23 protein-coding genes are annotated in these 20,266 nt (G+C 67.8%); 13 read left to right on the top strand and 10 right to left on the bottom strand.

Going from position 1 to position 20,266, the window contains the following annotated elements:
* From modA to EAH76_RS07405, 5 genes are all read right to left on the bottom strand, one after another.
* Window positions 1-759, bottom strand: coding sequence for a molybdate ABC transporter substrate-binding protein (gene modA / locus EAH76_RS07385; protein WP_140849602.1), 759 nt, complete (start codon window positions 757-759; stop codon window positions 1-3).
* Window positions 760-830: 71 nt separating this feature from the next.
* Window positions 831-2,015 carry a molybdopterin molybdotransferase MoeA gene (locus EAH76_RS07390; protein WP_140849604.1) on the bottom strand — a complete coding sequence of 395 codons (1,185 nt, stop codon included), beginning with the start codon at window positions 2,013-2,015 and terminating at the stop codon, window positions 831-833.
* Window positions 2,012-2,527 carry a cyclic pyranopterin monophosphate synthase MoaC gene (gene moaC / locus EAH76_RS07395; protein ID WP_140849606.1) on the bottom strand — a complete coding sequence of 172 codons (516 nt, stop codon included), beginning with the start codon at window positions 2,525-2,527 and terminating at the stop codon, window positions 2,012-2,014. The genes EAH76_RS07390 and moaC overlap by 4 nt, the downstream gene beginning before the upstream one ends.
* Window positions 2,528-2,560: 33 nt before the next feature.
* Window positions 2,561-2,758 (bottom strand): hypothetical protein, encoded by a 198-nt coding sequence (locus EAH76_RS07400; protein ID WP_140849608.1) that lies wholly within the window; start codon window positions 2,756-2,758, stop codon window positions 2,561-2,563.
* Window positions 2,759-2,813: 55 nt separating this feature from the next.
* Window positions 2,814-3,188: a MucR family transcriptional regulator gene (locus EAH76_RS07405; RefSeq protein ID WP_140849610.1), complete on the bottom strand. Its 375-nt coding sequence runs from the start codon at window positions 3,186-3,188 to the stop codon at window positions 2,814-2,816.
* A 290-nt stretch (window positions 3,189-3,478) separates the two neighbouring features.
* Here EAH76_RS07405 and EAH76_RS07410 point away from each other — a divergent pair, with 290 nt between their 5' ends.
* From EAH76_RS07410 to EAH76_RS07460, 11 genes are all read left to right on the top strand, one after another.
* On the top strand, window positions 3,479-4,171 hold the full coding sequence (locus tag EAH76_RS07410; RefSeq protein WP_140849612.1) for an endonuclease/exonuclease/phosphatase family protein: 693 nt from the start codon (window positions 3,479-3,481) through the stop codon (window positions 4,169-4,171).
* Window positions 4,171-6,468: a patatin-like protein gene (locus EAH76_RS07415; RefSeq protein WP_194150951.1), complete on the top strand. Its 2,298-nt coding sequence runs from the start codon at window positions 4,171-4,173 to the stop codon at window positions 6,466-6,468. The genes EAH76_RS07410 and EAH76_RS07415 overlap by 1 nt, the downstream gene beginning before the upstream one ends.
* Window positions 6,469-6,523: 55 nt before the next feature.
* Window positions 6,524-6,850: a DUF1049 domain-containing protein gene (locus EAH76_RS07420; protein WP_140849616.1), complete on the top strand. Its 327-nt coding sequence runs from the start codon at window positions 6,524-6,526 to the stop codon at window positions 6,848-6,850.
* Window positions 6,847-7,521, top strand: coding sequence for an orotidine-5'-phosphate decarboxylase (pyrF, locus tag EAH76_RS07425; protein ID WP_140849618.1), 675 nt, complete (start codon window positions 6,847-6,849; stop codon window positions 7,519-7,521). Before EAH76_RS07420 ends, pyrF begins: the two co-directional genes overlap by 4 nt.
* A gap of 39 nt (window positions 7,522-7,560) precedes the next feature.
* Window positions 7,561-7,971 (top strand): hypothetical protein, encoded by a 411-nt coding sequence (locus tag EAH76_RS07430; RefSeq protein WP_140849620.1) that lies wholly within the window; start codon window positions 7,561-7,563, stop codon window positions 7,969-7,971.
* A 46-nt stretch (window positions 7,972-8,017) separates the two neighbouring features.
* Complete coding sequence (locus EAH76_RS07435) at window positions 8,018-8,656, top strand: phosphoribosylanthranilate isomerase (RefSeq protein WP_140849621.1); 639 nt, start codon at window positions 8,018-8,020, stop codon at window positions 8,654-8,656.
* Between the two features lie 181 nt (window positions 8,657-8,837).
* Complete coding sequence (gene trpB, locus EAH76_RS07440; RefSeq protein WP_140849623.1) at window positions 8,838-10,067, top strand: tryptophan synthase subunit beta; 1,230 nt, start codon at window positions 8,838-8,840, stop codon at window positions 10,065-10,067.
* A gap of 121 nt (window positions 10,068-10,188) precedes the next feature.
* Window positions 10,189-10,983, top strand: a complete 795-nt coding sequence (trpA, locus tag EAH76_RS07445; protein ID WP_140849625.1) for a tryptophan synthase subunit alpha — start codon at window positions 10,189-10,191, stop codon at window positions 10,981-10,983.
* Window positions 10,980-11,840, top strand: coding sequence for an acetyl-CoA carboxylase, carboxyltransferase subunit beta (gene accD / locus EAH76_RS07450; RefSeq protein WP_140849627.1), 861 nt, complete (start codon window positions 10,980-10,982; stop codon window positions 11,838-11,840). The genes trpA and accD overlap by 4 nt, the downstream gene beginning before the upstream one ends.
* A gap of 128 nt (window positions 11,841-11,968) precedes the next feature.
* Window positions 11,969-13,306 (top strand): bifunctional folylpolyglutamate synthase/dihydrofolate synthase, encoded by a 1,338-nt coding sequence (locus EAH76_RS07455; RefSeq protein WP_140849629.1) that lies wholly within the window; start codon window positions 11,969-11,971, stop codon window positions 13,304-13,306.
* An 80-nt stretch (window positions 13,307-13,386) separates the two neighbouring features.
* The gene (locus tag EAH76_RS07460; protein ID WP_140849631.1) at window positions 13,387-13,848 is read left to right on the top strand and encodes a DUF6628 family protein; all 462 of its coding nucleotides are present in this window, start codon (window positions 13,387-13,389) and stop codon (window positions 13,846-13,848) included.
* 12 nt (window positions 13,849-13,860) lie between these two features.
* Here the strand turns inward: EAH76_RS07460 and EAH76_RS07465 are convergent, their stop codons facing one another.
* From EAH76_RS07465 to EAH76_RS07475, 4 genes are all read right to left on the bottom strand, one after another.
* Window positions 13,861-14,481, bottom strand: a complete 621-nt coding sequence (locus tag EAH76_RS07465; RefSeq protein WP_140849632.1) for a tetratricopeptide repeat protein — start codon at window positions 14,479-14,481, stop codon at window positions 13,861-13,863.
* Between the two features lie 3 nt (window positions 14,482-14,484).
* Window positions 14,485-14,607, bottom strand: coding sequence for a hypothetical protein (locus EAH76_RS24720; protein ID WP_277754262.1), 123 nt, complete (start codon window positions 14,605-14,607; stop codon window positions 14,485-14,487).
* Window positions 14,604-15,920, bottom strand: coding sequence for an AmpG family muropeptide MFS transporter (locus EAH76_RS07470; protein ID WP_140849633.1), 1,317 nt, complete (start codon window positions 15,918-15,920; stop codon window positions 14,604-14,606). The genes EAH76_RS24720 and EAH76_RS07470 overlap by 4 nt, the downstream gene beginning before the upstream one ends.
* A gap of 79 nt (window positions 15,921-15,999) precedes the next feature.
* Window positions 16,000-16,431 (bottom strand): response regulator, encoded by a 432-nt coding sequence (locus tag EAH76_RS07475; RefSeq protein ID WP_140849634.1) that lies wholly within the window; start codon window positions 16,429-16,431, stop codon window positions 16,000-16,002.
* Window positions 16,432-16,580: 149 nt separating this feature from the next.
* On the opposite strand from EAH76_RS07475, the gene EAH76_RS07480 reads away from it, so the two are divergent.
* Window positions 16,581-17,858, top strand: coding sequence for a pseudouridine synthase (locus EAH76_RS07480; RefSeq protein ID WP_241659598.1), 1,278 nt, complete (start codon window positions 16,581-16,583; stop codon window positions 17,856-17,858).
* Between the two features lies 1 nt (window position 17,859).
* A complete protein-coding gene (rsmD, locus tag EAH76_RS07485) occupies window positions 17,860-18,408 on the top strand; it encodes a 16S rRNA (guanine(966)-N(2))-methyltransferase RsmD (RefSeq protein WP_140849635.1) in 549 nt (182 codons plus the stop codon).
* A 158-nt stretch (window positions 18,409-18,566) separates the two neighbouring features.
* Here the strand turns inward: rsmD and EAH76_RS07490 are convergent, their stop codons facing one another.
* On the bottom strand, window positions 18,567-20,222 hold the full coding sequence (locus EAH76_RS07490; protein ID WP_140849636.1) for an inorganic phosphate transporter: 1,656 nt from the start codon (window positions 20,220-20,222) through the stop codon (window positions 18,567-18,569).
* Window positions 20,223-20,266 lie beyond the last annotated feature (44 nt).

Genomic DNA, 20,266 nt, shown 5'->3' on the forward strand with positions numbered 1-20,266 from the left:
TCAGCGCGCCACGAAGCCGTAATGCCGGAAGATCGCCTTGCCCGCACTCGACACCAGGAAACGCCGGAACTGCTCACCCGCCGCCGCCGAGGGCGCCGCCTTGAGCAACGCCACCGGATAGGTAATCGGAGGATGGCTCGCCGCAGGGAACACCCCGACGATCCGGACCGCCTTCGAGGCAAAGGCGTCGGTCGCATAAACGATGCCGTACGGCGCCGCGCCCCGCTCGACCAGGGCGAGCGCCGAGCGCACGCTGTCGCCGCGCGCGACCTTCGGCGCGACGGCACCCCAGACGCCCAGCGCCGTCAGCGCCTGCTGCCCGTATTTCCCCGCCGGGACCGCACTGTCCGCCATCGCGAGCCGTCCGCTGCCGAGCCACTGCGCCAGCGCGAAACCGCGCCTGATCGTCACCGGTTTCGCCGCCGCCGCAGGCGCGACGAGCACCAGCCGGTTGCCAAGGAACGTCACACGGCTCGCCGGCACGATCGCGCCCTTCTTGGCCAGCGCGTTCATCCAATCCTCGTCGGCCGAGACGAACAGATCGGCGGGCGCACCCGCCTCGATCTGCCGCGCGAGCGCCGAGGAGGCGCCGAACGAGATGACCGGCCGCTCATGATGCCGCGCCGCCCAGGCATCGGCGGCGGCGTTCATCGATTCCTGCAGGCTCGCCGCCGCGAGCACGAGCGGCCCGCGCGCGAGCGCCGGAGCAGCGGCAAGCAGCGCGACAGCCACGGTGATCGCTCGAAAGAGGGGGCGCATCGTCAAACTCCTACGGCCGAAATCGTGCATGGCGCGCTCCGTGCGGCAGAGCAACCCGGTCCGGCACCCGCCTAGAAGTCGATCACCGAGACCATGCTGCCAGCCGGCGCCGCAGCGGCATGGGGGAGCCGTCGGATCAGCACATCGGCCTCGGCCAGCGCGCGTTGCAGCCCCGAATCCTGGTTGCCGAGCGGCGCCACCCCGTCGCCATCGAAGCGCGCGCGCACGAAGGTCTCGCGCGCGCTCACCGCCTCGAGCGGCGCGGTCAGCTCTGCGCTACGCCAGCGCAGCGCCGCGGACGGCGCGCGCCCGCTCAGCCCTGCGAGCAACGTCGTCAGGAACAGCCGCGCGGTGACCATCGCCGAACTCGGATTGCCCGGCAGCCCGAGCACGAATTGCGCGCCGCGTCGCCCGAACCAGACCGGCTTGCCCGGCATGATCGCGATCCGCGAGAACAGGATCTCGGTCCCGAGCGACACGAAGATCTGCTTGGCATAATCCTTCTCGCCGACAGACGCGCCGCCGGTGACGACGACCACATCGGCTTCGTCGAGCGCCCTGGTCGCGCCCGCGGTCAGTTCGGCAATGTCGTCGCGGAGCCGATAGCGGTCGATGATCTCCGCACCCCACGCTTCGCCAAGCGCCGCCGCGCCATAAGACGCGCTTTCAGGGATGCTGCCGGCGCGCCCGCGCGCGTGACCCGGCTCGGCCAGTTCGTCGCCCGTGCTGATCACGCTAAGCCGCGGACGCCGCCACACCGGCACCGTCGCGACATCCGCCCCCGCCGCGGCGACCAGCGCACGCGGGCCAAGCACGGTCCCCGCCTCGAGCAAGACCTCGCCGACGCGGAAGTCCGAACCATGCGGACGGATATAGCGTTTGCCCGAAAGCGTCCCCACGACGCGCATCGTGTCGCCCTCGCGCGCGACGTCTTCCTGCACGACCACGCGGTCCGCGCCTTCCGGCAGCGGCGCCCCCGTGAAGAGCCGCACGCACGCGCCTTGTTGCACCACGCCGTCGAACCGCGTGCCCGGATAGGCCACGCCGATCACGCGAAACGGCGCGCCGAGCGCAAGGTCGGCATCGCGCAATGCATAGCCGTCCATCACCGAGATATCGCTCCGCGGCGCATCGACCTGCGCGACACACGGCTCGGCCAGCACGCGCCCCTGCGCCGCGCCGAGCGTAACCGTCTCCGCCGCAAGCGGCTGCGCCTCGGCGACGACGATCGCCAGCGCTTCGTCGAACGAGATCACGCCGCGTCCGCCTGCCAGACGCCCGAGCGGCCACCCGACTTCGCCGTCACCTGGATCCCCTCGATCCGCATCGTGCGATCGACCGCCTTGAGCATGTCGAACAGCGTCAGGCAGGCGACGCTGACCGCGGTCAACGCTTCCATCTCGACCCCCGTCTGGCCCTTGGTCTTGACGATCGCTTCGACGCGGAAACCCGGCAACGTCGCATCCGCTGTAATCCGCACCTTGATGCTCGTCAGCAGCAGCGGATGGCACATCGGGATTAGCGTGCTGGTCTGCTTGGCGCCCATCACGCCGGCAAGCTCGGCGGTCTGCACCACCGCGCCCTTGGGCGCTGCGCCGCGCTCGACGATGTCGAGCGTCTCGGCGGTACAGAGCAGCCGCCCCTCGGCGGTGGCGACGCGCGCGGTGTCGGCCTTTTCGCTGACATCGACCATATGCGCACGGCCTGCGGCGTCGATATGGGTCAGCCCGTCCGCAGTGTCAGCGGTCGGAGTTTCGGGATCGGGCATGGTCTGTCCCACTGCTGGCGTCGATGGCACCGCTCAGCCCTCGTCGATGTCGAGGAACGGCACGACGTCATTGTCGGTCGCGAACCACAGCCCCGCCTGGACATCCTCTGGCTGCTGCCGCGCGACCACGATAGCCTCGGCCAGGGGGCCGTAGAACAGCGTCTGGGCGACGGGATCGCTCTCGTCGAGATGATAGAGCCGCACGCTCGCGGTCGAGGAAGTGGTGCGCATCGCACTGCTTTGCCGCCGCCGGACGGCGGCGGCAAGGCCTCACGGTGTCACCCGTCTAGCGTTGCACGCGGCCCAGGCCGCTTGCCTTGGCCATGCCCGATCGCACGACGCTATAGTCGGCGGCGGTCATCGGATAGGAATCGGGCAGCGACCATTTCGCGCGATACGTTTCGGGCGTCAGCCCATGTCCCGACAGATGGCGCTTGAGCGCCTTGAACCGCGCACCGCATTCCAGGCAGGCGATCGAATCGGGGCGAACACTCGCGCGAACCGAAACCGCCGGCGTCGGTGCTTCCTCTGCTGCAGCAGGCGCTTCGCCAAGCTGCGTCATCGAAGCATAGACCGACTTGATCAACTCTGGCACTTCGCCGGTGCCGACACGATTGGCGCTGACCTGCGCGATAACGATATCCCCAACGAGCCGTAACATCTTCAAATCCACGAACATCTTTCCTTATATACGCTCTTTTCGGGCCGCGGCTTGAAACGAGCAGGCGAATAAAAAGGATATAGTCCCAGAAAAGCCAAAAGGTTGCGCGAGTGCAGCAAATAGAGTTGGGACGGCGATCGTGGCGGACCGTGGAACAACTGGCTCCGTCGCCACTTCCCGCTATAGGTCGCGCGGATATCGTGATGCGGCAACGGCGTTAGATGGACCATGATCGACCACATTCCCTCCCGGCAACGTTCGATCGATCCCGCAAGCCCGACGGCCATCGCGTGATCAAGGTCGTCAGCTACAATATCCACAAGGGCATCGGACTCGATCGCCAGCGCGACCCGCGCCGCATCCTCGATGTGCTGCGCGAGATCGACGGCGACGTCATCGCCCTGCAGGAGGCCGATCGCCGGTTCGGCACCAAGGCGCGCGTCATCCCGCAGCATCTGATGGACGAGCACAGCCCATGGGCGCCCGTGACGATCGGCCATGACCGCGCGAGCATGGGGTTCCACGGCAACGCGCTGCTGGTCCGCAAGGGCAGCGCGGTGCAAAGCTGCGCAACGCTCCACATCCCAGCGCTCGAACCGCGCGGCGCGATCCGCGCCGATGTCGTCGCCGGCGGCACGCCGATCCGCGTGCTCGGGATGCACCTCGATCTCTCGGGCCTGTGGCGCCGCAAACAGGCGCGCGCGATCCTCGCGCATATCGACGCCTGCCCGGCACGCCTGCCGACGGTGTTGATGGGCGATCTCAACGAATGGACCCCGGCAGGCGGATGCCTGCACGATTTCGGGCGCGACTATCCGAGCGTCCCGACCGGCCCGAGCTTCCACGCGCGCCGCCCGGTCGGGCGGCTCGACCGGATCATGACGCGCGGCTTCCGCGTGGTCGAATACGGCGTCCATGCGAGCGCCACCGCCCGGCGCGCCTCGGATCATCTGCCGATCTGGGCGGTGCTGGAACCCGAGTGATGCGCGAAAAGGAACTGCGCCTCGCGCTCGTCTGCTATGGCGGGATCAGCCTTGCGGTGTACATGCACGGCATCACCAAGGAGATCTGGCGCCTCGCGCGCGCCAGCCGCGCGTTCCACGCGGGCGACCCTGCAGCGGCGACTGGCAGCGAGGCGGTCTATTTCGCCTTGTTCGAGGAGATCGAGGCCGAGACCGGGCTCCGCTTGCGCGTGCTGGTCGATATCATCGCCGGCGCGAGCGCGGGCGGGATCAACGGCATTTTCCTGGGGCAGGCGATCAGCACCGGGCAGAGCCTCGAACCGCTCACCCAGCTCTGGCTCGATTCGGCGGACATCGAGGCGTTGGTCGATCCCAAGCAAGCGCCGACGCATCGCTTCACCAAGGTCTGGGCGCTGCCGCTCGCCTGGATGGCGGGGCGGCGCGACGGCGATGATATCGACCAGACCGTCGAGCCCGGCGAGCGCGAGGAAGTCCGCGCCAAGCTCTCGCACTTCATCCGCTCGCGCTGGTTCGAGCCGCCCTTTGGCGGCGAGCGCTTCACCGGTCTGATCCTCGACGCGCTGGCGGCAATGGCGGCGTCGCCGCGCGCGCCACGTCTGCTCCCCGCCGGCCAGCCGCTCGACCTGTTCGTCACCGTCACCGATTTCCGCGGCCATCCCGAACGCCTGACGCTCCATTCCCCGCCCGAGGTGATGGAGACCGAGCACCGCGTCATCGTGCCGTTCAGCGACCATGGCATCGCCGGCGAGACGCTCGCCGACCCAGCCGAGCTCGCCTTTGCCGGACGCGCGACGTCGAGCTTCCCGGGCGCCTTCCCGCCCTTCATGGTCGGCGAGCTCGACCGCGTGCTCGAAACCCGCAAGTCGAGCTGGCCCGGCCGCGCCGCCTTCCTCAAACGCATCCTGCCGCGCCAGTTCGCCGCCAATGCCGCCGAGAGCGCGGTGCTGATCGACGGTTCGGTGCTCAACAACGCGCCCTTCCGCCCCGCGATCGAAGCGCTGCGCGAACGCCCGGCGCGTCGCCAGGTCGATCGCCGCTTCGTCTATATCGACCCCAATCCGCGCGGCGCGCTCGTGTTCGGCGCGACGCGCAGCGAAGTCCCCGGCTTCTTCCAGACGATCCTCGGCGCGGTCACCGAACTGCCGCGCGCGCAGCCGATCCGCGACAATCTCGAGGAGATCGCCACGCGCTCACGCCAGATCGAGCGGATGCGCGCGATCGTCGCCGGAATTCGGCCCGAGGTCGAAAAGCAGGTCGAGGGGCTGTTCGGCTACACGCTGTTCCTCGATTCACCGACCGCGGCGCGGCTCGCGACCTGGCGCCGCCGCGCGCAGGCCGCCGCCGCCAAGAGCGCGGGCTATGGCTATGCCGCCTACGGCCATCTCAAGATCAACGGCGTGGTCGAGGGGATCACCGACCTGCTCCACCATGCCGGCGGCGAGCCCGGCGGGCAGCGCTGGCGCCGCATCCGCGGGCACATCGCGCAAGCGGTCAGCGCGCGCGGGTTCGACGAAATGCAATCGAGCTTCGCCGGCGGCGCGAGCCGCGCGACGATCGGCTTTCTGCAGACCTTCGACCTCGGCTTTCGCCTGCGCCGGCTGCGCCTGCTCGCGCGCCGCATCACCGATCTCGAAGGCGACCAGCCCGAGGCCGAGCTCGCCCCGATCCGCGAGGCGATCTATGAGAGCCTCGCCGCATATCTCGAATGCAAGCGGACCGATCGCTACGCCGCGCTCCGCGACGCCGTCCAGTCGCTCAGCGGCGATGCCGGACCGCTGCTCGATACGCTCGGCGCGGCGATGGACCTGAAGGCGCTCGACATCCGCACCGAGGAGCGGCTGGCAGGGGCGTTCGCCCGGCTCAGCCGCGACATCAAGCGCCCGATCCTGCTGACCTATCTCGGCTTCCCCTATTTCGATGTCGCGACGCTGCCGCTGTTGCAGGGCGAGGGGCTCGACGAATTCGACCCGATCAAGGTCGACCGGATCTGCCCCGACGATGCCGCGAGCATCCGCAGCGGCGGTGCCGAGGCGAGTTTGAAGGGCATCCAGTTCAACAGTTTCGGCGCCTTCTTCAGCCGCGCCTATCGCGAGAACGACTATCTCTGGGGCCGGCTGCACGGTGCCGAACGGATGATCGACATCGTGCTGTCGGCGCTCGAACCGGGGATGACGCTCAAGGCCGGCCGCACCGCCGCGATCAAGCGCGCGGCGTTCCTTGCGATCCTCGACGAGGAAGCCGAGAAGCTGACCGCGGTCCCCGGCCTGTTCGAGACGCTGCGCCGCGAGATCGGCTGACGCGGGGACGACGCGGCAGGTTGGCAACCCACCGCATTGCCATTACGCTGCCGTCATGCAGTTCCTCAAAATCCTCTTCTGGTGTCTCCTCGCGTTCATCGCGGCGGTCTTCACGCTCGGCAACTGGACCAGCGTGCCGATCAAATTGTGGGGCGGGATGGAGGCGCTGGTGAATCTGCCGCTGCTGCTGCTGCTCACCTTCCTCGCCGGATTGGTGCCGACCTTGCTGTGGCATTCGACGCTGCGCTGGCGGCTGCGCAACCGCCTCGCCGCCGCTGAGCGGGCGTTGCACGATCTGCGCGTCACCGCCGCCCCCGTGCCGGTCTCGACGCTAAGCCCGGATCCGGTCATCGTCACTCCGCATGCGGTCGACCCGGCATGAGCAACCGCATCTACGTCGCGCTCGACACGCCCGATCTCGCCAAGGCCCATGCGATGGCGGGCAAGGTCCGCCGCCATGTCGGCGGGATCAAGCTCGGGCTCGAATTCTTCATGGCCAATGGCCGCCCGGGCGTGCGCGAGATGGCCGAGCTCGGCCTGCCGATCTTCCTCGACCTCAAGCTGCACGACATTCCCAACACCGTCGCCAAGGCGATCATGGCGCTGCGCGAACTCGCCCCGGCGATCCTGACGGTCCATGCCGCAGGCGGGCGCGCGATGCTCGAGGATGCCAAGGCCGCCGCACCCGCAGGCACCAAGGTGGTCGCGGTGACGACGCTGACCAGCCTCGACGGGACCGACCTCAAGTCGATCGGGTGCATGGGCGATCCGCACGAACAGGTGCTGCGCCTGACCGAACTCGCCCGCGATTCGGGTGTCGATGGCGTGGTCTGCTCGGGCGAGGAAGTCGCCGCCGCGCATAAATTCTGGCCCAAGGGCTTTTTCGTCGTGCCCGGCGTCCGGCCCGCCAATGGCGTGATCGGCGACCAGAAGCGCGTCGTCACGCCGCGCGCCGCGATCGACGGCGGCGCGTCGATCCTGGTGGTCGGCCGCCCGATCACGCAAGCCGAGGATCCCGACACCGCGGCGCGCGAGATTGCCGCGACGCTTTAGAGCAGAAAGTTTTCGATGCACAAAACGATCGTTTTGCTGATGTCCCTGTTGCTCGCTTCCGCGATCCCGGCTGTTGCGCATGCGAGCGAGGATACGGCGCCGGTGTCTGCCTCGGTCGATCAGGATGTGTTGAATTTTCTGAATCTGCTACGGAGTGGTAATGGGTCAGACGCCGTAACCGGTTTGCTGTCGTCGCCATTATGGGCCTCCAAGGCGGGAGCCCGCGAGTCGATGATCGGCCAGATTGACGCAGCAATCCGTGCGTATGGTCCCGTCCAATCATACGAAAAGCTTTCGACGAACCGTCTCGGGACGCTGGTCGTTCGGGAGTACTACCTGGTGCAACATCGCGATATGGTCGTCAGATGGGAATTTGACCTCGTGAAGTCATCGAGCGTTTGGCATGTGGGGTATTTCGGATTCACCGACCAGCCGAACGCGTGGTTTTAACACTTCGCGGGTGGCAGCATCGTCATGAAAGCAGCATAGCAAGATCATGACCACGACTGCCAAGATCTGTGGCCTGTCCACCCCCGAGACGCTAGACGCCGCGATCGACGGCGGGGCGAGCCATGTCGGCTTCGTCTTCTTCGCGCCTTCGCCGCGCACGCTGTCGCGCGACCGCGCGGCGCAGCTCGCCGCGCGGGTGCCGGCGCATGTCCAGCGCGTCGGCGTGTTCGTCGATCCCGATGACGCGCTGCTCGATCGCGCGATCGCCGCCGGGCATCTCGACGTGCTCCAGCTCCACAAGACCGCGCCGGCCCGCAGCGCCGCGATCAAGGCTCGCACCGGCCTGCCGATCTGGAGCGCGGTCGCGGTGCGCACGCGCGCTGATCTCGCCGAGACGGCAACGTACAGCGGCGTTGCCGACCGGATCCTCTACGATGCCAAGACGCCGCCCGGCGCGGCGCTTCCCGGCGGGATGGGCGTGCGTTTCGACTGGAGCCTGCTCGAGGGCTTCCGCCATCCGCTGCCGTGGTTGCTGTCAGGTGGGCTCGATCCGGTCAATCTGCGCGAGGCGGTAGCGATGACCGGCGCGACGCTGGTCGATGTATCCTCGGGCGTCGAGAGCGCACCGGGGATCAAGGACGCAACCAAGATCCGCGCATTTCTCGAGGCGGTGCGAGACATCTAATCGTGCGCAAGCCCTCTCCCATCCTTCATGGGAGAGGGTTGGGTGAGGGTCTTCTTTCTGCTTCTGCCGCGCATCAGCAATGAAGAAGAAGGCCCTCACCCAACCCTCTCCCGCGAAAGCGGGAGAGGGCTTTACGCCGCATCCGCTCGACACGCCCGACCGAGATGCTAAACGCCTCCCCATGAACGCCCCCAACTCCTTCCGCACCCAGCCCGACGACCGCGGCCATTTCGGTGACTTCGGCGGCCGCTATGTCGCCGAGACGCTGATGCCGCTCGTGCTCGAGCTCGACACCGCCTATCGCGCCGCCAAGGCCGATCCGGCCTTCAAGGCGCAGTTCGACGATCTGCTCGAACATTATGTCGGTCGCCCCAGCCCGCTCTATTACGCCGAACGCCTCACCGAAGCGCTGCGTGAAGGCGCGCCCGAAGGCAAAGGCGCAGAGATCTGGTTCAAGCGCGACGAACTGAATCACACCGGCGCGCACAAGATCAACAATTGCATCGGGCAGATCCTGCTCGCGATGCGGATGGGCAAGACGCGGATCATCGCCGAAACGGGCGCCGGCCAGCACGGCGTCGCCACCGCGACGGTCTGCGCGCGCTTCGGGCTGCCATGCGTGATCTATATGGGCGCCAAGGACATCGAGCGGCAGGCGCCCAACGTGTTCCGCATGAAGCTGCTCGGCGCCGAAGTCCGCCCGGTGACGAGCGGTTCGCATTCGCTCAAGGATGCGATGAACGAGGGCATGCGCGACTGGGTCGCCAACGTCCACGACACCTTCTACATCATCGGCACCGCGGCGGGCCCGCATCCCTATCCCGAAATGGTGCGCGATTTCCAAAGCGTGATCGGCATCGAGGCGCGCGCGCAGATGCTGTCGCGGATCAACCGCCTGCCCGATCTGCTGGTCGCCGCGATCGGTGGCGGATCGAACGCGATCGGCTTGTTCCACCCCTTCCTCGACGATGGTGACGTGATGATGCTCGGCGTCGAAGCGGCGGGTCGCGGGCTCGACAAGGAACATGCGGCCTCACTCGCGGGTGGCGCGCCGGGCATCCTCCACGGCAACAAGACCTATCTGCTGCAGGACGAAGACGGCCAGATCACCGAGGCGCATTCGATCTCGGCGGGGCTCGATTATCCCGGTATCGGGCCGGAGCATAGCTGGCTGCACTCGATCGGCCGGGTGGAATACACCTCGATCACCGACACCGAGGCGCTCGACGCGTTCCAATTGCTGTGCCGGACCGAAGGCATCATTCCCGCTTTGGAACCGTCCCACGCGATTGCCGCCGTGGCGAAGCGCGCGCGGGAGATGGACCGCGATCAGATCATCCTCGCCAATCTGTGCGGGCGTGGCGACAAGGACATCTTCACCGTCGCCGAAGCGCTGGGGGTAGCGATATGATCACTTCCCGTCGCCCCGGCGAAGGCCGGGGCCGCTGCGCTATGACGCGCATCGTCCGTCTCGCGAACACCCAGCCGGCCCCGGCCTCCGCCGGGGCGACGCTTGTGGTGGGAGCGACCGCATGACCCGCCTCGCCGCCGCCTTCGCCAAGGGCCACCCCGCGCTCGTCGCCTTCGTCACCGCGGGTGACGGCCCCACCGCCGCCATCCTCGACGCGCTCGTCGAAGGCGGCGCCGACGTGATCGAACTCGGCATGCCCTTCACCGATCCGATGGCCGACGGCCCCGCGATCCAGGCCGCCAACATCCGCAGCCTGCTGGCCGGCACGCGCACCGCCGACATTCTCGCGATCGCCAAGAGCTTCCGCGCGCGCCACCCGGAAACCCCGCTCGTCCTGATGGGCTATGCCAATCCGATGACGATCCGCGGCGGCGACTGGTTCGCGAACGCCGCGCACGACGCCGGCGTCGATGGCGTGATTTGCGTCGATATCCCGCCCGAGGAAGACCCCGAACTCGGCCCGGCACTGCGCGAAAAGGGCATCGCGCCGATCCGCCTCGCCACGCCGACCACCGACGCAGCGCGTCTGCCGACGGTGCTCGATGGCGCGAGCGGGTTCCTTTATTACGTCTCGGTCGCCGGCATCACCGGCCTGCAGCAAGCCGCGCAGACCTCGATCGACGCCGCGGTCCAGCGGCTCAAGGCGCATACCGACCTGCCCGTCGCGGTCGGCTTCGGCGTGCGCACGCCCGATCAGGCCGCCGCGATCGCCAAGGTCGCCGATGGCGTCGTGGTCGGCTCGGCAATCGTCGAACTGGTCGCGCAGCACGGCGCGGCTGCACCCGACGCGGTGCGCACCTATATCCAGTCCCTGTCGGCGGCGATCCACACCGCCCGCGAAGGAATTCCCGCATGAGCTGGCTCACCAGCGTCCGCAACGCGCTCGCCTATGTCGTCCCCGCCAAGAAGGAGACGCCCGACAATCTCTGGCACAAGTGCAAGGGCTGCGGGACGATGACGTTCCACAAGGAGCTCGAGGACAATCTCCACGTCTGCCCGCATTGCGACCATCATGATCGCATCGGGCCGCTGCTGCGCTTCGCATATGTCTTCGACAAGGGCAGCTACACGATCGTGCCGCTCCCCAAGGTGCCCGACGACCCCCTCAAGTTCCGCGACACCAAGCGCTATGTCGACCGCATCAAGGCCGCGCGCGTCGCGACCTCCGAGGGCGACGCGCTGATCACGGCGCGTGGGACGATCGAGGGCCGCAAGGCGGTGATCGGCGTGCAGGACTTCGCCTTTATGGGCGGATCGATGGGTCTTGCGGTCGGCGAGGCGTTCATCCGCGGCGTCGAGACCGCGATCCAGGAGAATTGCCCGTACATCATCTTCACCGCCGCCGGTGGCGCGCGGATGCAGGAGGGCATTCTCAGCCTGATGCAGATGCCACGCGCGACCGTGGCGATCGCGATGCTGCACGATGCCGGCCTGCCCTATATCGTCGTGCTGACCGATCCGACGACGGGCGGTGTGACGGCGAGCTATGCGATGCTCGGCGACGTGCAGATCGCCGAGCCCGGCGCGCTGATCGGCTTTGCCGGCCAGCGCGTGATCGAACAGACGATCCGCGAAAAGCTGCCCGACGGCTTCCAGCGTGCTGAATATCTGCTCGAACATGGCATGATCGACATGGTCAAGCACCGCCGCGACATGCGCGCGACGCTGGCCAGCCTGATCGATTATCTGGGCGGCGAAAGAATCGCTGCGTAACTTCTTCTTCCCCTCCCGCTTGCGGGAGGGGACGAGGGGTGGGCTCGCGCCCTCAACACGTGTTGCGCTATCGGATAGCGCGCGCCCACCCCCTAACCCCTCCCGCAAGCGGGAGGGGAGGAGTTGAAATGCCCGATCACGCAACTTCACAGAACCCCGCCGTGCAAACCCAGCTCGACCGTCTCTGGTCGCTGTCCCCCGGCGCCGACATTCTCGGCCTCGAGCGCATCACGGCACTGCTCGACCGGCTCGGCAACCCACACCACCGCCTACCCCCGGTGATCCATGTCGCGGGCACCAACGGCAAAGGCTCGACCTGCGCCTTCCTGCGCGCGACCGTGGAAGCTGCGGGCCTTACCGCGCATGTCTATACCAGCCCGCACCTCGTCCGCTTCAACGAGCGGATCCGGCTCGCCGGCACGCTCATCACCGATGACGCGCTCGCCGCCTTGCTCGAAGAGGTGCTCGACCACGCGGCCGACCTGACGGCGAGCTTCTTCGAAGTCACCACCGCCGCCGCCTTCCTCGCGTTCAGCCGCACGCCCGCCGACCTGTGCATCATCGAGGTGGGGCTCGGTGGCCGGCTCGATGCGACCAACGTGGTGGCGGCCCCGCTCGTCACCGGCATCGCGCAACTCGGGATCGATCATCAGAGCTTTCTCGGCGACACGCTCGGGGAGATTGCGGGCGAAAAGGCCGGGATCGCCAAGCCCGGCGTCCCGCTCGTGACGATGCGCTATCCCGAGCCGATCGCGGCACGCGTCGCGGCGGTCGCTCGCATGGCCGGCGCCGAGCCAGCGCCCGCCGGTGACGATTGGCGCTTCACGGTCGAAGCCGATCGCCTGCTTTATGCCGACGCCAGCGGTACGATCGAAACCCCGCTCCCGCGCATGGCCGGCCCGCACCAGCCCGAAAACCTTGCGCTCGCCATCGCGCTGCTCCGCCACCAATCCGCGGTGACGATCCCGGCCGATGCCTATCGCATCGCCGCCGAGACGACGCACTGGCCCGCGCGGATGCAGCGCCTCCACCCCGGCCCGTTGCTCGATCAGCTTCCCGCGGGCAGCCAGCTCTGGCTCGACGGCGGTCACAACCCCGCCGCGGCACAGGCGATCGCCGCAGCGCTCGACACGATCGCGCATCCCGGCGTCGGGCGCAGCGAAGTGCATCTCGTGCTCGGCATGCTCGCGAACAAGGATCCGGTCGGACTCCTCACGCCGTTCGCGCGGTTGGCGACGACGCTCCATGCGGTGCCCGTCCCGAATCACGAGCATCACGCTCCGGCAATGCTCGCAGCGGTCGCGCATGACCTCGGAATCGCAGCGCACACCAGCGGCGACATCGCGGGCGCGTTGCGCGATATCGCGACGATCGCGGACCCGGCCGAACCGCCGATCGTGCTGATTCTGGGCTCGCTCTACCTCGCGGGCGAAGCGCTTTCGGCCAATCACGAGGCACCCGACTGACACCGAAACCGACTCAACTTATTGCGATTGACTTGCAATAGCGAATACCAGAGGATGCCGTCAGCAACGGAGCATCCCTAATGAATCACACGCCCGCCCCTTCGCCCGCCCCCGCACAACGTCCCTCGGCGCTCGCGAGCAGCCTGCCGAACGCGATGCCGGAAGATCCCAACGCGCGCCTGCTGCTGTTCGCGTTCCGCCGGCTCGGCGCGCACGGGCTCAACGATGCGCATACGGCGCACGCCTTGCTCCAGGCGTTTGGCGGTGGATTCCGACGCCCCCTGCTGCTGCTGCGCGCGATGATGGCCGATCTCGCGCACACCGCGACCTGCCCGATCGCGATCGCGCCGTGCTGCTGCATGCGGATGACCGGCGCGGAGGCAACGATGCTGACGATCGTCGCGCGCGCCGAGACCGCCCCCGACTCGGCGCGACTACTGCTCGGCGACTTGATCGGCGTGCGCCAGCCCGACGGCGTGCTCGCCAGCGTCACCGCGCTGGCGCAGGCGTTCGCCGATGCCGGGCGACCGATCGTGGCGTAGCGCGCCGGGCGCTCACCGCTTGGCGCGCAACTCCGCGAGCCGCGCCATCGCCCAGCGATACATCTCCGCCTCGGCCGCGCGCTGGTGGCGATTGAGCAGCTTCATCCGCGCCTCGACTTCCTCGAGCACGGTTCGCGCCTCGCGCTCCGCGCCCTGCTCGAGCAACAGCGCGGCATAGCGGCACCGCCCCTCCTCGCCCGGCAGGCGGGTAACGAGATCGGCATACAGCGCACGCGCTTCATCGCTGCGCCCGACGCGATCAAGGATGCGCGCGCGTAGCAATCCGATCCGGTCGCGATCGCTCTGCGCCGACGTCGCCGGCGCGGCGTCGAGCGTCGCCAGCGCCGCCGCCGCATCGTCGGTTTCGAACTGCGCGCGCGCCAGCTTCTCGGCGCTGCGCAGATCGACCGGGCCAAGCGTCGTCGCCTCGCGATACAGGGGCAAGGCCTCGCCATGCTTCCCCTGTGCGACCAGCGCATCGGCCAGCCGCATCCGATTGGCGATGGTGTCGGCAAGCTCGAGCGCGGCGCGGGCAGCGCGGACGTCCTTGTCGGGATCGAGCGTCGCGACGACATTGGCGTGCGCCGACCGTACATGGCGATTGCTTTGGAAGCGCGGCAAGACCTCGATCACGACCTAGGCGATCGTGCTCGCGACCGGCAGGAAGATCAGCGCCATGATCCACAACTGGTTGCGCCCGTTGCGGATCACGTCGATCACGCACACCGCTTGGATGGCGATCGTCAGCAGCCAGATCATGCCGGCTGCACCGTGTCCCCGGTCTCGCCGACCGAGGCATCGATCAGCCCGGCGCGGCTCATCCACCAGAACAGCAGCACGCCCGGAAGGGCTGCCACCGTCGTCATCAGGTAGAAGTTCACATAGCCCATCGCGTCGATCAGGCTCCCGGCGGTAGTGCCCGTAACCGCGCGCCCGACGATGCTCGTCGCGGCCGAGATCAGCGCATATTGCGCCGCGGTGAAGCGCGAATTGGTCAGCGCCGAGAAATAGGCGACGACGGTCACGCCGCCGATACCGCTCGAGAAATTCTCGAAGCCGATCGCGCCCGCCATGCCGAGGTTGGAATGCCCCGCCATCGCCAGCCCGGCAAAGCTGAGGTTCGACACCATCATCAGCACGAGCGAGATCAGCACCGAGCGCTTCATCCCCAGCCGCGTGTAGAGCAGCCCACCGATGAAGATCCCGACGAGATAGGCGAGGAAGCCGACCCACACGTCGTAAAAGGCGATCTCGTCATTGGTGAATTTGAGCGAATCGAACAGCAGTCGGAAGGTGAGATTGGCGAGCGTGTCGCCGATCTTGTGGATCAGGATGAACAGCAGGACGAGCAGCGCGCCCTGCCGCTGGAAGAACTGCACGAACGGCCCGATGATCGATGCGCCGAGGTTGGCCATCCCGCCGCGCTTGTCGGGCTCACGGTGCCGCTCCGGCTCGCCGTAGAGCAGGCCGGCCAGCATCGCCGGCAACGCGAACAGCCCGCACAGCAGATAGGCGTTCGACCAGCCGAAACGCGCCGCCACGACCAGCGCAAGCGCGCCTGCGCCCGCCGAGCCCAGCCGCCAGCCATATTGCGACATGCCCGAGCCCACGCCCAATTGCCGCGGCTCGAGGATCTCGATGCGATACGCGTCGATCACGATGTCGAAGGTCGCCCCCGCCGCGCCGACCAGGATCGCCGCGATCGCGGTGGCATAGATGTCGGCCGTGGGATCGACCAAAGCGAGGTTGGCGACCGCGGCCATCACCAGCAGCCCGGCGACGATCAGCCACGACACGCGCTGCCCGAGCCGCCCGATCAGCGGCAGATGCACGCCATCGACCACCCACGCCCAGATCCATTTGAGATTGTAGACGAGGAAGGCGAGGCTGAACGCGGTGACGGTCGATTTGGTGATGCCGCTCTGCGCCAGCCGCGTCGTCAGCGTCGCGCCGATCATCGCGAACGGGAAGCCCGACGAAATCCCCAATGCCAGTGCGGCGAGCGGTGCCTTTTCAAGATACGGCCGGACACCGTCCCACCAATTCGGGTCGCGCCCGGTCACCGCATTCATTCGTCACTCGCCCTTTGGTCGTTCGGGCGCAGGGTAGCGGCAAATTACCGCAGAGGAAGCGCTTTGCGGCTAAAAAGGCTCAGGTTGTCGTCGCGAACAAACTGAACCCGGGCGGCATCCGCTTGGGCTTCTTGCCCTCGAGCACCGCCTCGATCGCCGCGATCGCGGCGAGCAAGTCGCGCTGCGCATAGGGTTTGGCGAGACAGCCCACCGCGACCTCGCGCCCGCCCTCGGGGCACGATCCGGTGACGAACAGCACCGGCACGCCGGCCCCGTGCGCGGCGCGCGCCACGTCGAGTCCGCTGCCATCGGCCAGACTGATGTCGACCAGCACCAGATCGATCTCGCGATCGCCCCCGATGACGCTGAGCGCATCGGCGACGCGATCGACCGTCGCGATCACCGCATATTCGGCATCGCGCAGGAAGTGTTCGGTGTCGAACGCGACCAGCGGCTCGTCCTCGACGAGCAAGAGGTTGGAAATCCGCCGCTTCTTCTTCGCGAAAAGCATCGCAGGAAATACCTGTCTGTTCTGTCTCTGCCGGAATAGCAGCGTGCGCACCGCCCTCGTTACGCACCCGCGCCTTAACGCGCGGCTACGAGATTGGGCACACATTATTTTGTGCGCACAATCTAGCGTAAATTGGGTATCAGGGCACGGTGTCCACGCCCCCTACCCCAAAAGACCGCTCGAACGAGCCCCCGCGACCTTCGACGCGCCCCAAAGACGACCAGAGGATCGCCAAGCTGCTCGCGCGCGCCGGCGTCGCGTCTCGACGTGAAGTCGAACGCATGATCGCCGAGGGCCGAGTCGCGCTCGACGGTGTCGTGCTCGATACCCCCGCGACGATACTGCAATCGCTCAACGGCGTGACGGTTGACGGCGAGCCCGTCGCCGCGCCCGCCGCCGCGCGATTGTTCCTCTATCACAAGCCGCCGGGCCTGCTCGTCACCGAGCGCGACCCCGGCGGGCGCAAGACGATCTACGACCAGCTGCCCGACGATCTGCCGCGGCTTGTGCCGGTCGGCCGGCTCGATCTCAACACCGAGGGCTTGCTCCTCATGACCACCGACGGCGAGTTGAAGCGCCAGCTCGAGCTGCCCGCGACGGGCGTCGAGCGCGCCTATCGTGCCCGCGCGTACGGCCCGATCACGCAGGAGCAGCTCGAGGAGCTGATCCACGGCGTCGAGATCGAAGGCATTCGCTACGGCTCGATCAACGCCAATCTCGAGCGCCGCACTGGCGCCAACGTCTGGATCGAGATGATCCTGACAGAAGGCAAGAACCGCGAAGTGCGCCGCGTGCTCGAATATCTCGGGCTCAAGGTCTCGCGGCTGATCCGCACGCGCTACGGCCCGTTCCTGCTGGGGGATCTCGCGGTCGGCGAGATTGGTGAGGTCAAGCAACACGACGTCGTCAGCTTCCGCAAGGACCCGACGCGCAAGGGCGGCGGCGAAGCCCCCAAGCTGGTCGAGAAGCCGCGCCCGCAACAGCGCGGAATGCAGCAGATTCCGTCCGCGCCCAAAGCCCCGATACCCAAGCCGCAGCCCGCGCGCCGCATCACCAAGACCTCGGCCAACCGCGCGGACAAGGCGGCGTTTGCCGAACCGACGCGCCAAGCGCAGCCCGGCCGCGATCCGGTCGTGCTGACCAAGGCCACCAAGGTGAAGCGCTTCTACGACGCCAAGCCGAAAGCTGGCACTGGGGCCGGCACCGAGCCGGTCGCGCCGCGCGCGATCGCGCCGGGCCAGCGCCCCAAGGTGTTCAGCCCAGAGCTCGGCCGCAACGTGCGCGCCAAGCCGGGCCGCACCGCCACGCCGACCGAGGCCGCCGAGCGCAAACCCGCCAAGGCGACGCCGCGCACCGCGGGCAAGGCGCGCGCCGCGCCGTCCAAGCCTGCGCGCGTGAAGATCCACAAGAGCCGGACCAGGAAGTAAGATGCGCATCATTGCCGGAAAATGGCGCGGCCGCCCGCTGGTCGCGCCCAAGGGTGAAGCGACTCGTCCGACTGCCGACCGCGTGCGCGAGGCGTTGTTCTCGATGCTCGCCAGCCGCGTCGGGAGCTTCGAGGAGTTGGCGGTCGCCGATTTCTTCGCGGGGTCAGGCGCGCTCGGGATCGAGGCGCTGTCGCGCGGTGCCGCGTCGTGCATCTTCGTCGAGCAGGACAAGCCCGCGCTCGACGCGCTGCGCGTGAACCTGACGAAATTGGGCGGCGCGAAGGAAATCGGCGCCGATGTGCGGGCGCAATCGGTGCTCGCGCTGGGGCTTGCCGCCAAGCCGCTCGACCTGATCCTGATGGACCCGCCCTATGACAGCGGCGCGGGCGCGGTGGCGCTCGACAAGCTCAACCGGCTCGGCTGGATCGGCGAAGCGACGTGGATCAGCATCGAGACCGCCAAGCCCGAGCTGGTGGAAGTGGCCGGGTTCGTCGAGGATGTCAGCCGCGTCCACGGCAAGGCGCGGATCACGCTGCTGCGGCGGGGCTAACGCCACACCTCCCTGGCCGAGACTCCCCTCCCTGGAAGGGAGGGGTTGGGGGTGGGTTGCTCTCAGGGGGAACGTCACGCTCGACCAACGGGCCGACCCACCCCCAGCCCCTCCCTTTCAGGGAGGGGAGCAACACTAACGCCGCGCCGCGGTAAACCTCAAACGTGGTGCGAAAGCCCGAACAGCGTCAGCATCAGCCAATACAGCCCGCCCGACAGCGCCATCGCCGCGGGGAGCGTCAGCACCCACGCCAGCGCCATATTGCGCAGCGTGGCGATCTGCAGCCCCGCGCCATTGGCGACCGAGGCACCCGCCACGCCGCTCGTCAGGATGTGCGTCGTCGACACCGGCACCGCGATGAAATCGGCCCCCGCGATCGTCGCCGCCGCGACGATCTCGGCGGCAGCGCCCATGCCATAGGTCAGGTGCGTCTTGCCGATCCGCTCGCCGACCGTGACGACGATCCGCTTCCAGCCGATCATCGTGCCGAGCCCGAGCGCGATCGCGACGATGATCTTCACCCAATACGGAATGTAGCGCGTGCCATGCTCGAGATTGGTGGCGTAGCTGTTGATCGCCTTGAGCTCGGCCGGCGCGAAGGTCTTGGCCGCCTTGTCCTTGTCCTTGACCGCGAGCTTGATCGTATCGAGCGCGAGATACATGTCGTTGCGCAGATTGGGCGTCGCCGCGGCGGGCACCTTCTGCAGCGTGCCATAGCCCTCGATACGCTGGCTGACGTCGCGCGACAGCGTGTCGATCGCGCCGAACACCTGCGGCGAGGCGACATCGCGCGCGCGCAGCGCCGTGGTCAGCGTGGTCCGCGCCGCCTCGACCGATCCGCCCGGGCTGTCGCCCGCATGGGCGCGAAACGCGCCGGCCGCCTGGTTGGCCGTCTGGACGAACGCGGGCATGTCGCGCTCGGGCATCGTGCGATTGAGCGCATAGGCGGTCGGCGCGCAGCCGATCAGGATCAGCATGATGAGACCCATGCCCTTCTGCCCGTCATTGCTGCCGTGGAAGAAGCTGACCGCGGTGCAGGTCCCGATCAGCAGCGCGCGGATCCCCGGCGGCGGCGGCGTCTGGCCCTCGGGCTCGGAATAGAGCTTCGGGTTACGGATCACCCGCTTCATCACCCACAACAGCGCGAGCGCACCGAAAAAGCCCATCAGCGGGCTGAAGAACAGGCCCTTGAAGACGTTGAACGCCTGCGACCAGTCGACCCCCGACGTGCCGCCGGTGCCCGAGGCGATCAGCTGGTTGGCGAAGCCGACGCCGAGGACCGAGCCGATCAGCGCATGGCTCGACGAATTGGGGAGGCCGACATACCAGGTGCCGAGGTTCCACAGCACAGCCGCGAACAGCAATGCGAAGATCATCGCGAAGCCGGCATTGCTGCCGACGTGCAGGATCAGATCGACCGGCAGCAGCGTGACGATCGTATAGGCGACCGCCCCGCTCGACAGCAGGACGCCGAGCAGGTTGCAGCACCCCGACCAAACCACCGCGACCGGCGCGGGCAGCGAGTGCGTATAGATCACGGTGGCGACCGCATTGGCGGTGTCGTGGAAGCCGTTGACGAATTCGAAACCGAGCGCGATCAGCAGTGCGAGCGCGAGAAAGGCGAAGGTGCCGAGCGCGAGCCCCTCCCCCACGTTCGCGGTGTCGGAGACGATGCTGTACCCCGCATAGACCAACCCAGCGAGCAGCACCGCGAAAAAGACCCAGGGGCCCGCGGGATGCAGTTTATGGTCGAGCCGTGGCCCATGCGATGCGTCCGTCGCCGAGTCGGGGGACGCGAGTAAGGTGGTAGCCATGCCGTTTAGGGCCTTCGCTGGGTTCTGTTACGGTATGATGACAT

Source organism: Sphingomonas glacialis (genome assembly GCF_006439055.1).
GTDB classification, from domain to species: Bacteria; Pseudomonadota; Alphaproteobacteria; order Sphingomonadales; family Sphingomonadaceae; genus Sphingomonas; species Sphingomonas glacialis_A.

Coding starts and splice junctions, on each gene's coding strand:
- EAH76_RS07400 (WP_140849608.1), bottom strand. CDS start 2,758: ATGCGCACCACTTCCTCGACCGCGAGCGTGCGGCTCTATCATCTCGAC.
- EAH76_RS07405 (WP_140849610.1), bottom strand. CDS start 3,188: ATGTTACGGCTCGTTGGGGATATCGTTATCGCGCAGGTCAGCGCCAAT.
- trpB (WP_140849623.1), top strand. CDS start 8,838: ATGAACGCCCCCAACTCCTTCCGCACCCAGCCCGACGACCGCGGCCAT.
- EAH76_RS07460 (WP_140849631.1), top strand. CDS start 13,387: ATGAATCACACGCCCGCCCCTTCGCCCGCCCCCGCACAACGTCCCTCG.
- EAH76_RS07430 (WP_140849620.1), top strand. CDS start 7,561: ATGTCCCTGTTGCTCGCTTCCGCGATCCCGGCTGTTGCGCATGCGAGC.
- EAH76_RS07415 (WP_194150951.1), top strand. CDS start 4,171: ATGCGCGAAAAGGAACTGCGCCTCGCGCTCGTCTGCTATGGCGGGATC.
- EAH76_RS07435 (WP_140849621.1), top strand. CDS start 8,018: ATGACCACGACTGCCAAGATCTGTGGCCTGTCCACCCCCGAGACGCTA.
- trpA (WP_140849625.1), top strand. CDS start 10,189: ATGACCCGCCTCGCCGCCGCCTTCGCCAAGGGCCACCCCGCGCTCGTC.
- modA (WP_140849602.1), bottom strand. CDS start 759: ATGCGCCCCCTCTTTCGAGCGATCACCGTGGCTGTCGCGCTGCTTGCC.
- EAH76_RS07490 (WP_140849636.1), bottom strand. CDS start 20,222: ATGGCTACCACCTTACTCGCGTCCCCCGACTCGGCGACGGACGCATCG.
- EAH76_RS07475 (WP_140849634.1), bottom strand. CDS start 16,431: ATGCTTTTCGCGAAGAAGAAGCGGCGGATTTCCAACCTCTTGCTCGTC.
- EAH76_RS07470 (WP_140849633.1), bottom strand. CDS start 15,920: ATGAATGCGGTGACCGGGCGCGACCCGAATTGGTGGGACGGTGTCCGG.
- EAH76_RS07420 (WP_140849616.1), top strand. CDS start 6,524: ATGCAGTTCCTCAAAATCCTCTTCTGGTGTCTCCTCGCGTTCATCGCG.
- EAH76_RS07455 (WP_140849629.1), top strand. CDS start 11,969: ATGCCCGATCACGCAACTTCACAGAACCCCGCCGTGCAAACCCAGCTC.
- EAH76_RS24720 (WP_277754262.1), bottom strand. CDS start 14,607: ATGATCTGGCTGCTGACGATCGCCATCCAAGCGGTGTGCGTGATCGAC.
- pyrF (WP_140849618.1), top strand. CDS start 6,847: ATGAGCAACCGCATCTACGTCGCGCTCGACACGCCCGATCTCGCCAAG.
- accD (WP_140849627.1), top strand. CDS start 10,980: ATGAGCTGGCTCACCAGCGTCCGCAACGCGCTCGCCTATGTCGTCCCC.
- moaC (WP_140849606.1), bottom strand. CDS start 2,527: ATGCCCGATCCCGAAACTCCGACCGCTGACACTGCGGACGGGCTGACC.
- rsmD (WP_140849635.1), top strand. CDS start 17,860: ATGCGCATCATTGCCGGAAAATGGCGCGGCCGCCCGCTGGTCGCGCCC.